At 68.7% G+C, this 10,902-nt stretch carries 8 protein-coding genes, 1 tRNA gene and 1 pseudogene; 8 read left to right on the top strand and 2 right to left on the bottom strand.

The genetic code is table 11. The features are described 5' to 3' along the window. Positions 1 to 92: 92 nt before the first annotated feature. The 4 genes and pseudogenes from AB0N06_RS26570 to AB0N06_RS26555 all read left to right on the top strand — a co-directional run. Positions 93 to 506 (top strand): annotated as a pseudogene (locus tag AB0N06_RS26570) (transposase); the annotation flags it as partial. Between the two features lie 413 nt (positions 507 to 919). Beyond that, positions 920 to 1,894 carry an ABC transporter ATP-binding protein gene (locus AB0N06_RS26565; RefSeq protein WP_366137177.1) on the top strand — a complete coding sequence of 325 codons (975 nt, stop codon included), beginning with the start codon at positions 920 to 922 and terminating at the stop codon, positions 1,892 to 1,894. Continuing rightward, positions 1,891 to 2,772: an ABC transporter permease gene (locus AB0N06_RS26560; RefSeq protein WP_366137176.1), complete on the top strand. Its 882-nt coding sequence runs from the start codon at positions 1,891 to 1,893 to the stop codon at positions 2,770 to 2,772. Before AB0N06_RS26565 ends, AB0N06_RS26560 begins: the two co-directional genes overlap by 4 nt. A gap of 16 nt (positions 2,773 to 2,788) precedes the next feature. Further along, positions 2,789 to 3,283 carry a hypothetical protein gene (locus tag AB0N06_RS26555; protein WP_366137175.1) on the top strand — a complete coding sequence of 165 codons (495 nt, stop codon included), beginning with the start codon at positions 2,789 to 2,791 and terminating at the stop codon, positions 3,281 to 3,283. Between the two features lie 617 nt (positions 3,284 to 3,900). Here AB0N06_RS26555 and AB0N06_RS26550 read toward each other — a convergent pair. Continuing rightward, positions 3,901 to 3,974 (bottom strand) — tRNA-Pro (locus tag AB0N06_RS26550). A gap of 126 nt (positions 3,975 to 4,100) precedes the next feature. Between AB0N06_RS26550 and AB0N06_RS26545 the strand changes: the two genes are divergently transcribed. Together AB0N06_RS26545 and AB0N06_RS26540 are read left to right on the top strand one after the other, a co-directional pair. Beyond that, positions 4,101 to 4,802, top strand: a complete 702-nt coding sequence (locus AB0N06_RS26545; protein WP_366137174.1) for a transketolase — start codon at positions 4,101 to 4,103, stop codon at positions 4,800 to 4,802. A 57-nt stretch (positions 4,803 to 4,859) separates the two neighbouring features. Beyond that, on the top strand, positions 4,860 to 5,762 hold the full coding sequence (locus tag AB0N06_RS26540; RefSeq protein WP_366137173.1) for a transketolase C-terminal domain-containing protein: 903 nt from the start codon (positions 4,860 to 4,862) through the stop codon (positions 5,760 to 5,762). 92 nt (positions 5,763 to 5,854) lie between these two features. Here the strand turns inward: AB0N06_RS26540 and AB0N06_RS26535 are convergent, their stop codons facing one another. Further along, complete coding sequence (locus AB0N06_RS26535; RefSeq protein ID WP_366137172.1) at positions 5,855 to 6,232, bottom strand: MmcQ/YjbR family DNA-binding protein; 378 nt, start codon at positions 6,230 to 6,232, stop codon at positions 5,855 to 5,857. A 259-nt stretch (positions 6,233 to 6,491) separates the two neighbouring features. On the opposite strand from AB0N06_RS26535, the gene AB0N06_RS26530 reads away from it, so the two are divergent. Together AB0N06_RS26530 and AB0N06_RS26525 are read left to right on the top strand one after the other, a co-directional pair. Next, positions 6,492 to 9,980, top strand: a complete 3,489-nt coding sequence (locus tag AB0N06_RS26530) for a ThuA domain-containing protein (protein ID WP_366137171.1) — start codon at positions 6,492 to 6,494, stop codon at positions 9,978 to 9,980. Between the two features lie 27 nt (positions 9,981 to 10,007). After that, the gene (locus AB0N06_RS26525) at positions 10,008 to 10,865 is read left to right on the top strand and encodes a sugar phosphate isomerase/epimerase (RefSeq protein WP_366137170.1); all 858 of its coding nucleotides are present in this window, start codon (positions 10,008 to 10,010) and stop codon (positions 10,863 to 10,865) included. The last annotated feature ends 37 nt before the right edge of the window (positions 10,866 to 10,902 follow it).

The following is a 10,902-nucleotide window of genomic DNA, read 5'->3' as shown; positions in this document are numbered from 1 at the left end:
CGTACCGCCTCCACGGCCGCACGACGGAGAAGCGACCTCAGGAACGATCATCGCGGACCCGCCCTCATCCCCGCAGTGAATTGGGCAGCAGAGTCATGCTCGCCGACGGCAGCGAGGCGATCGCCGACCTGGCCCTACTGCGCGACCAGCGCGAGGTCTTCGGACCGGTGGCCTCCACCCCGACCGCCTGGCGCCTGCTGGCCGGCATCGATCCCGCCGCCCTCACAGCACTGCGCACAGCGCGGGCAGCCGCGCGAGAGGTCGCCTGGCTGCAGGGCGCCGAAACCAGGGCCGGCATACCCGGGGCCCAAGCCGGCGGGCGCGAACTGCCCGGCCTGGTCCTGGACATCGACGCCACGCTGATCACCTGCCATTCCGACAAGGAGGGGGCAGCGGCCGCCTACAAGCGCGGCTTCGGCCACCACCCGATGCTGTGCTTCCTGGACAATTCCCCTGCCTTCGGCGGGGAGACCCCTCCCGGCGAGGCATTGGCCGGGCTGCTGCGGCCGCTTCCCCTCCCGCCGATGAATGGGCGAACGACAAGAGTGTCAAGACCGCCGAGGTCGGCGCCTCCGACGTGCGTTACATCCGTCTCGAGGCGACCACCGGCGCCGGCGGGGACCTCGCAGCGGCTGCGGAGATCAAGCTGTTCGGCCGCCCGCTCGGGTGACGCAACGGCGTCGTTCCGGGCCCCAGATGGGGCCCGGAACGACACCCAAGAGCTCATGTCCGCCAAACTCCCCCAGAAGTTGGCCCAGATGTCGCCCGCCGATCACCGGTTTGCCCACGTTCGAGTGCCGATGCGGTCAAAGCTGAGGCAGTCAAACGATCATCACAAGCAAGGAGGGCACTCAGGGTGGATGGCGGAACTGGTGCCGGGAGGAGCCCGGCGGCCCTGTACGCAATCGAACTTCAGGGCTTGACGAAGAGCTTCGGCGAGGTCGCGGCAGTGGCCGGGGTGGACCTCCGGGTTCCGGTGGGCCGCGTCCACGGCCTGCTCGGCCCCAACGGCGCGGGAAAGACGACGCTGCTGCGGATGCTCTTCGGCCTGATCCGCCCGGACGGCGGTTCCCTGCGCATCCTCGGCAGGGCCCAGGGGCGTGGCGACGACCCGGCCCTCAGGGAGGGCATCGCGGGGATGGTGGAGAGCCCCCGCTTCTACCCGTACCTGTCCGGCCGGGCCAACCTGGAGCTGCTGGCCGGCCTGGACGGCGGCGCGGCCGGCACCCGCGTGGACGAGGTGCTCGAGCAGGTCGGCCTGCTCGGCCGCGAGAACGAGAAGGTCGGCGGCTACTCCTTCGGCATGCAGCAGCGCCTGGGCATCGCCGCCGCGCTGCTGCGCGCCCCCCGGCTGCTGGTGCTCGACGAGCCGGCGAACGGCCTGGATCCGGCCGGTATTCGCGATATGCGGGCGCTCGTCCGCCGACTCGGCGACAGTGGTCTCACCGTGCTGCTGAGCAGCCACAACATGGACGAGGTCGGAGCTCTCTGCGACAGCGTCACGATCATGCGCAGCGGCCGGGTCGTATACGACGGATCGATCGAGGATCTTCGGGCCCAGGCGCCGGCTCCCGCCCACCGCCTGCACACCGCCGACGACCGGGAGGCGCTGGTGCTGGCGCGCACCCAGCCGTCGATCAAGGTGGAGAAGCACCGGGACGGCGGCCTCGCCGTCCTGGCCGATCAGGACGGGCTCGACGACTACGTCCTCGCCCTGTCCGGGGCCGGGATCGCGGTGCGCGGGCTCCGTCTCGTCCAGACGTCGCTGGAATCGCTGTTCCACATGCTCACCGAAGCCCCGGAGGAGGTCGGCGACGGCCAGGCGGACGATCCCGACTCCACGACTCCCGAACGGCCGCAGACGGCCGACAGCGTGGTAGGAGCAGCCCGATGACAGAGACGACTGTCGACCGCAGCCTCCCCGCTGCCGTGCTTCCGGAGGGTCCGGCGCGCCGCTCCTGGGGTGCCGCTGCGGTCTACCGGTGGGAGCTTACGAAGCTGGCCGCGCAGTGGTGGGTCTGGGCGATCCTCTTCGGCTGCTTCGCTGGGCCGTTCGCGTTCGCCGTGGCCCTGCGGGTACAGAGCACCGAACCGACCGACACGCTCTTCGGCCGCTGGGTGCACGACACCGGGTTCGCCATACCTCTGGTCGTGCTGGGATTCGCAGGCCAGTGGGCGTTCCCGCTGCTGAGCTGCCTCGTCGCCGGGGACATGTTCTCCTCCGAGAACCGCCACGGCACCTGGAAGACGATTCTGACGCGCTCCCGCAGCCGCACCGACATCCTGGTCGGCAAGTCGCTCGCCGCCGCCACCTACTCGGTGGCCGTGGTCCTGGCCGTCGCGGTCGGAAGCATCGTCTCCGGCTTGCTCCTGATCGGCCATCAGCCGTTCGTCAACCTGTCCGGCACCCTGGTGCCGGCCGGCCAGGCCACCGTGTTGGTGGCGCTGAGCTGGGTCACCGTGCTGCCGCCCGTTCTGGGGTTCACCGCAATGGGCCTGCTCTTCTCGCTCGTCACGCGCAACAGCATCGCGGGTGTGCTCGGCCCCGCCGCCGTTGGCGTGGTGATGCAGATGTTTGCGTTCGTCAACGGCTTTGATCCCGTTCGGCACCTGCTGCTGACCACCCCGTTCGACGCCTGGCACGGCCTACTGGCCGACCAGCCGTACTACGGGCCGCTCAGGGAGGGATCCCTGGCCTGTGCGGCCTACGTGGTGATCTGCATGGCGGCCGCTTACGTCGTCATGCGCCGCCGCGACTTCACCGAAGGCTGAAAAGGAGCACGCTCACATGACCTTGCTGTCACCCGCCGGACGGACGCGCGGCAGGCGCGCGTACGCGAAGTCCGCCGCGGTCACCGCACTCGTGGCCGTGCTGCTCGGCGGCGCGACCGGATGCAGCGGCCCGGACGTCACCCGTGCGCGGCTCGAGGCGTCCATCGAACCTACCTTCATGAACCTGTACAAGCTGCAGCAGAACGTGCTGCAGGGCTCGTTCACCGACCAGTCGTCCCAGGACATGGCAGCCCACTGCACCAAGGGCGGCCAGGAAATACCCCAGTCCCAGGGCGGAGCCGGAGTCGACTGGTCCTGTCAGGTGCAGTGGCCGTCACCCACCGGTCCGATCCTGGCCATCGCCTACGAAGTGGCCGTGCAGCCCACGGGCTGCTACACCGCGCAGGGACCGGCCAACCTGGTCGGGCAGCAGAAGATCACGGGTGCCGACGGACGCGTCCACACCAACCCGCTCTACGAGTTCGACAACTGCCTCGACACCACCGGCTGAGGTACGAGCAGCGACCCGCGGAGCGCCACGCGCCATGGAGTCCGGGCCGGCCCGCGCTTTCGCGGGCCGGCCCGTTTCGTTCTGCTCGCTGTGCTCTCGCCGCGGGCGAGGTGGAGGCGGTCCGCGCGACCAGCTGGGAGAGCCCCGATCCGCAAGGCGTCGTACGGAACCCAACGGCCGCCAAGATCAACTCGACGCAGTCACGGGGTCGCAGCCACCAGGTGTACTCCCCCACCGGGACACGCACGCAGGCCGCTCACCTGCGGCGACGAGATGCGATGCGTTCAGGACTTCGCGACACGGCGCGCGCAGCGATAGATGCCGGGCGAAGTACCGGCCAGACAAGGGGCTTTGTCCGGGGCGCAAAGGGGGTCAAGCGGGATGACCTCATTTGACTGGGTCGGGAGCGGTGGTGCCCCTCGACCAGCCATAGGTGTATTTGCCGGCCCGTGGCCTGGGGAGCGACCGGAACGGGGGGCAGCAGGTCAACCCCATATTGACGCGGGTCGTGGTACAGGGAGCGATGGGAGCATGGGGAGCAGGAGGGGGCTCCCCGGTTGCTCCCGGATACGACTCAGGGGCCATCCGTAGATGACCCCTGAGCTGCGACGTTACCGTCGGGACGACAGGATTTGAACCTGCGACCCCTTGACCCCCAGTCAAGTGCGCTACCAAGCTGCGCCACGTCCCGATGCTCGCCTGACCTGGGCTTTCCCCCTGGCCGAACGCGCATGAGAACAATACCGCACTTGAGCGGGTGCTCACGAACCCATTCCATGCTTGACCTCAACCATCCTTGAGGTTGAATGCTGGTCGCATGACGATCAAGGCCGCCGCTCCGGCGCACACATACCGTGACCTGAACCGCCTGATGAGCCTGATGACCGGCGACGAGAAGCACGGGCCCGCCGCCACCTCCACCCTCGACGCCCTCTGGGTTCTGTACGACCGGGTGCTGCGCGTCACCCCCGACACCGTCGACGCCCCGGATCGGGACCGGTTCCTGCTCTCCAAGGGGCACGGACCGATGGCGTACTACGCCGTCCTCGCCGCGCACGGCTTCCTCGACGAGGAGTTGCTGCCCGGATTCGGGGGGTACGAGTCACCGCTGGGGCATCACCCGGACCGCATGCTCGTCCCCGGCGCGGAGATCGGCAGTGGTTCACTGGGACACGGATTGCCGCTGGCTGTCGGCAGTGTGCTCGGGCTCCGGGCACAGGGGCTGACCCTCCCCCGGGTCTGGGTGCTGATCGGTGACGCCGAGCTGGACGAGGGCAGCAACCACGAGGCGATCGCCTACGCCGGCCCGGCCGGCCTCGAGCAGCTGCACACCCTGGTGATCGACAACGCCTCCGCCACCTTCGGGTGGCCCGGCGGCATCGCATCCCGGTTCGAGGCGGCCGGCTGGTCGGCCGCGACCGTGGACGGGCGCGACCACGAGGCACTGTACGCGGCATACACGGCACCACACCCCGAGCAGCCACGGGCCGTGGTCGCCCGCGTCTCCCCCAAGAACTGACCGCCGCACCACCGCACACCAACGATTCAGCGATTCAGAACGAGGGAGAACCGATCCATGGACACCATGCGTGACCGCTTCATCACCACCGCGTCGCGGCTGCTGGACGACGACCCCAGGCTCGCCGTGGTGCTGGCCGAGATCAGCCGGGACGGCTTCGACCGCGCCGCGCGCGCCCATCCGGACCGGGTGATCAATGTAGGTATCCGGGAGCAGCTGCTGGTCGGCGCGGGGGCCGGACTGGCACTGACCGGGATGCGACCCATCATGCATACGTTCGCCCCGTTCCTGGTGGAGCGGCCCTTCGAGCAGGTGAAGCTCGACTTCGGGCATCAGGGCGTGTCCGGGGTGCTGGTCAGCGCCGGAGGTTCGTACGACTGGCCCGCGGGCGGCGTCACTCACATGGCACCCGGCGATGTCGCACTGATGGACACCCTCGACGGCTGGACGGTGCAGGTACCGGGCCATCCCGACGAGGCGGAGGCCCTGCTGCGGCAGGCTGCCGCCAGGGAGGACAAGGTCTACCTGCGGCTCTCGCTCCAGCAGAACGAGCGGGCCCGGGCAGTCGGCGTCGGTGCCGGGTTCACGCCGGTGCGAGAGGGGAGCAACGGGGCGGTGATCGCCGTCGGCCCCATGCTGGACAACGTCCTGGCAGCGACGGACGGCCTGGATGTGACGGTGCTGTACGCGACAACCGTGCGCCCCTTCGACGCGGCGGGGCTCCGGCGCGCGGTCGGGGTCCGGAAGACGGCGGACGTGGTGATCGTCGAGCCGTACCTGGCGGGCACGTCGACGAGCGCCGCCAACGATGCACTCGCCGATCTGCCGCACCGGGTGCTGGGGCTCGGGGTGGGGAAGGCAGAGCTTCGACGGTACGGACAGATGGACGAACACCTCGCCGCACACGGCCTGGATCCGCACGGGCTGCGGGAGCGGATCACCGGCTTCCTGGGCGCCTGACCGGGGTGTGGGCGGCCGCGGCCGGTCGTATCCGCCACCGGCGCCCTTCCGCATCCGCGCCCAACGCGTCCCGCTTCCCGGTCCAGCACCGGTCAGACAGCGCCGTCGCCGTGGGTCGCGACCCGGCCCAACTCCGGATGGGCGTCCTGGAGTTTTCGGGATGCCGCCTGGCGCCAGGAGTCGGTGAGGATCGCCGTCAGTTCCTCCACGTCGTCCAGTGCGGCGAGCCGCACCCGGACCCACGCATAGGTGTTGTCGTGGCCCTCGCGCGTGAAGAACTTCTCCGGTTCGGCGGCGATCAGCTCCGCCCGGTCCTCGACCGGGCACTTCACGCCCATCGTCGCGTCGTCGTCGCCGAGCGCGGCGAAAATCTTCCCGGCCACCCGGAATGTGGGCTGCCCCCAGGCCAGTTTCTCGGCTGTGTCGGGCAGGGCAAGAGCGATCGTGCGGACGTCGTCGGCGGTGGTCATCCACGGTCTCCGATCCGGTGAACCAGCCAGGTGCGGTCGGATTCGACCGTAGCGCCCGGCACTGACAATCGCCCGGGGCCCGGGACCCGGCCACCGCCCAGGGCCATCCGCAGCAGGGCCGCACCTGCCTCACAACAGAGTCACAGAGGGCCCTGCCGACCCATTGACCCCGTGGAAGACGTGAACCTACTCTGAACGGCGTACTCCAGAAAGCGCTTTCTAAACCCCGCAGTCGGCACCTACCGCACAGGGAGCGCCCATGAGTCACCATCCGTTCAGCAGAGACCCGTCGCGAGGATTACCCTCACCTGTCCTCGCTCTTACCGCACTTCTCGCACTGATCCTCGGCCTGTTGGTGGCCTCGCCGCCTCGCGCCCACGCGGCCCCGTTCCGGGTCCTGGTCTACTCCGAGGTCACCAACTTCAGGCACGACTCGATCCCGGCGGGGATCGACGCAATCAAGAAGCTCGGTGCCGAGAACGGCTTCGACGTGGAGGCCACCGACGACTCGGCCGTCTTCAATGACACCGATCTCGCCCGCTTCCAGGCCATCGTCTTCAACAACACCAACTCCACTCCGCAGACCGGCGACTTGCTGAATACCGACGAGCGGGCCGCCCTGCAGAAGTACATCCGTGCGGGCGGCGGCTGGGTCGGGCTGCATGCCGCCTCGGCGAGTGAGCGCGACTGGGACTGGTACGAGGGTCTGGTCGGCGCGATCTTCGATCAGCATCCCGCCGTGCAGACCGGCCGGGTCAAGGTGCTCGACCATGCACACCCCTCCACCAAGGGCCTTCCGGACCTCTGGGAGCGTACGGAGGAGTGGTACAACTGGCGTACCAATCCGACCTCCAAGGTGCACACGCTCGCGCAGATCAAGGTGCGCGACGGCATCAGCGGCCTGAACGAGGGCGTGGACCATCCGTGGTCCTGGTGCCAGAACTACGACGGCGGCCGCTCCTGGTTCACCGCCGGCGGCCATGCCTCGTCCGCCTTCCAGGAGGAGGGCTTCGTCAAGCATCTGCTGGGCGGCATCGAGTGGGCCGCGGGCGCCAAGTCCGGTGACTGCACGGCTACTCGAACCGGTTCCTTCCAGCGCACGGCCCTGGCCACCAGCGACCTCGCCGACCCGTTCGAGCTGGCGGTCGCCCCGGACCGCCGGGTGTTCTTCGCCCAGCGCACCGGGAAGCTCAAGGTCATCGACCAGCAGACCATGAAGGTCACGACGGCGCTGGACTTCGCGTACACGCCGGAGATGACCAGCCAGTCCGACGGGCTGCTCGGTCTCGCGCTCGATCCGGGCTTCGCCACGAACAACTGGCTCTATCTGCTGCATTCCGACAAGACCGAGAACCGGCTCAACCTCTCCCGCTTCACGGCCACCGGCAACACGGTCGACCCCGCCTCGGAGAAGAGACTGCTGACCATTCCGACCTGGCGCGGCGAGGGCCGGGCCAACTCCCATATGGCCGGTTCGCTCGCCTTCGACAAGAACGGGAATCTGTACGCGGCGACGGGTGACAACACCGACCCGTTCGCCTCGGACGGCTTCAGCCCGATCGACGAGGGCGAGGGCCGCCGAGCCTGGGACGCCCAGGGCACGGCGGGCAATACGAACGATCTGCGTGGCAAGATCCTGCGCATCACCCCGAAGGACGACGGCACATACACCGTCCCCGAGGGCAATCTCTTCGCACCCGGTACGGAGAAGACCCGTCCGGAGATCTATGCGATGGGGATGCGCAACCCGTTCCGGATCACCACGGACCCGGTGAGCGGCGCGCTGATGGTCGCCGACTACGGCCCGGACGCCAGGGCCGCGGTCGCCAATCGCGGACCGGAAGGCACGGTCGAGTACACCCGGATCACCAAGGCGGGGAATTTCGGCTGGCCGTACTGCATCGGCAACAACACCCCGTTCAACGACTACGACTTCGCAACGAGGACGTCCGGTCCGAAGTTCGACTGCGCGGCGATCGTCAATGATTCGCCGAACAACACCGGGCTGCGGAATCTGCCGCCCGCGCAGCCCGCGACGGTCTGGTACGCCTACTCCGCATCCGCCGAGTTCCCGGAGCTCGGGACCGGTGGCGGTGGCCCGATGAGCGGTCCGGTCTACCACTACGACCCCGACAACACGTATCGCACCAAGTTCCCCGAGTACTTCGAGGGGAAGTGGTTCACCTACGAGCTGACCCGGCAGTGGTTCAAGACGTTCTCCTTCCAGCAGAAGGACCAGACATTCATCAATCCGCGGTTCGCACCCGTCAAGGCCGGTGAACTCCAGTCGATCAACGGCGTCTTCGCGGACATGAAGTGGAACCAGCCATTCGATGCCGACTTCGGTCCCGACGGGGCGCTGTACGTCATCGACTTCGGGCGCGGCAGCGGCACCGGCCGTGGCGGCACCAACGAAGGGGCGGGCATCTACCGGATCGACTACGTCGGTGACGGACGGCTGCCCGACGCAAAGATCACCGCGAGCCGGGACAACGGTCCGGCGCCGCTCACCGTCACGTTCTCCAGCGCCGGTTCCGGGCTGCCCGACGGCCGGCCGGTCACCTATGCCTGGGACTTCGACGGCAACGGCACCACGGACTCGACGGAGCCGAACCCCTCGTACACATACCGCACCAAGGGGCTCACCACGGCGCGGCTGACCGTCACCGGACCCGGTGGTCTGACCGCGCAGGCGGTTCAGGACATCACCGTCGGCAACACCCGGCCCGAAGTGACGATCAAACAGCCTCCGAACGGGGGGATTTTCAGCTTCGGCGACACCATCCCGTTCACGGTGCAGGTGAAGGACAAGGAGGACGGGAGGAACGGACTGCCGATCGACTGCTCGCGGGTGGTCGTGCAGTCGCAGCTCGGCCATGACACGCATCTGCATCCGCTCGACAACTACACCGGCTGCACGGGCGAGATCGTCACGGATGCCGGGGACAGCCACGGCCCTGGCCAGAATCTGTACTACGGGATCACCGCCCGCTACGAGGACAAGGGCGCCCCGGACACCCCGGCGCTCACCGGCTCGACCTCATTGACGCTGCGCACCGCGTTCCGTGAGGCGGAGCACTTCACGGCGACGGGCGGAGCGCACGACGGGGTGGTGGTCGGCAACAGGACCGACGCCTCCGGCGGGAAGCGGCTGACGGAGATCGAGGACGGTGACTGGATCAGCTTTGATCCGGTGCATCTGAAGAACATCGACTCGGTGACGGTCGGCGCGGCCTCCGGCGGGATCGGTGGCACTGTCGAGTTCCGCGCGGGTTCCCCTACGGGGCAGCTGCTCGGGAAGGTGACCGTGCCGAACACCGGGGACTGGGGCAAGATCGTCTCGCCGACCACGGCCCTGGAGGACCCGGGAAGCAGCGTGAAACTGTACGCGGTGTTCACCAACCCGGAGTGGTCGAGCGACAAGGCCGACCTGTTCGCCGTGGACTGGCTGCACTTCAATGGGTCCGGCGTCGAGAAGAAACCCGGTACGCAGGTCACGGTGAAGGCGGACCCGGCCACAGGCAGCTCGCCACTCGCCGTCGCGCTGAGCAGTGTGATCAGGCCGGCGGCCGGGCGCACGATCACCTCGTACCACTGGGACTTCGGCGACAACGTCAAACCCGCAGGGCCCGAGGGCGCCACGGCGACGCACACCTACGGCCGCAAGGGTGCGTACACCGCGCATCTGACGGTCACCGACGACAAGGGCGACACGAGCACCGGTTCCATCCACATCGACGTGAGCTGAGCGGCGTCGGCTGAGAGGAGAGACGAAATGAACGGCACACGACGTGCGTTTCTCGGTACGGCTCTGGGTGTCGCCGCGGCCGCCGGGGTCGGTACGGCCCCGGCGTCCGCCACGGAATCCGGGCGCTCCCGCCCCATCCCGCCGTCCGGGATCGGCATGCACCTCTACACCATGCGGACCGCTCTGGCGACGGACTTCCGGGGCACGCTGGAGCGGCTGGCGGAGATCGGGTACGCGACGGTCGGGGTGAGCGGCCGGCACGGCAACAGCGCGGCCGACATCCGGCGGATGCTGGACGAAACACGGCTCAAGGCGGTCCTCGAACATGTCGCGTACAACATCGTGAAGGGAGCCGGGCTGCCGCAGGCGCTGGAGGACATCCACACGCTGGGCGGCAAGTGGATCGTCGTACCCAGTCTGCCCGGATCGCTGCACAGTCCGGCCGGATACCGGGAGGCGGCCCGGGAGTTCAACAAGGCGGGACTGGCCGCCCGCGAGTCCGGACTGAAGCTGCTCTACCACAATCATGGCACGGACCATCAGGTGGTGGACGGGGTCAGCCTGTACGACATCCTGCTCGCCGAGACCGATCCGGAACTCGTCGGCTTCGAACTGGATCTGTACTGGGCGGCCAACGGTGGCGCCTCGGCGCCGGGCGAGCTGTTCGTACGCCACCCCCGGCGCTTCCCGGCGCTGCATGTGAAGGACATGGCGCCGAACGGGGACTTCGCCGATGTCGGGTCGGGGGTGCTGGACTTCCCGGCGATGTTCGACACGGCGCGGCGGGGCGGGGTGAAGCAGTGGCTGGTGGAGCACGACTCACCGGCTGATCCGTTCGCCTCGGCGCTCGCCAGCTATACGTATCTGTCGCGGCTGCGGTACTGAGCGGACCGGCGCGCGCAGCGGCCCCGGAGAGCGTTCC

The organism is Streptomyces sp. NPDC051020, assembly GCF_040683105.1.
GTDB lineage: Bacteria > Actinomycetota > Actinomycetes > Streptomycetales > Streptomycetaceae > Streptomyces.
The sequence above is the reverse complement of the archived record's forward strand: the minus strand, read 5'-3'. Positions and strand labels throughout refer to the sequence as shown.

Bases quoted from the DNA above. Each gene is read 5' to 3' on its own strand.
- AB0N06_RS26560 (WP_366137176.1), top strand. From the start codon at position 1,891: ATGACAGAGACGACTGTCGACCGCAGCCTCCCCGCTGCCGTGCTTCCG.
- AB0N06_RS26555 (WP_366137175.1), top strand. From the start codon at position 2,789: ATGACCTTGCTGTCACCCGCCGGACGGACGCGCGGCAGGCGCGCGTAC.
- AB0N06_RS26545 (WP_366137174.1), top strand. From the start codon at position 4,101: ATGACGATCAAGGCCGCCGCTCCGGCGCACACATACCGTGACCTGAAC.
- AB0N06_RS26540 (WP_366137173.1), top strand. From the start codon at position 4,860: ATGGACACCATGCGTGACCGCTTCATCACCACCGCGTCGCGGCTGCTG.
- AB0N06_RS26535 (WP_366137172.1), bottom strand. From the start codon at position 6,232: ATGACCACCGCCGACGACGTCCGCACGATCGCTCTTGCCCTGCCCGAC.
- AB0N06_RS26530 (WP_366137171.1), top strand. From the start codon at position 6,492: ATGAGTCACCATCCGTTCAGCAGAGACCCGTCGCGAGGATTACCCTCA.
- AB0N06_RS26525 (WP_366137170.1), top strand. From the start codon at position 10,008: ATGAACGGCACACGACGTGCGTTTCTCGGTACGGCTCTGGGTGTCGCC.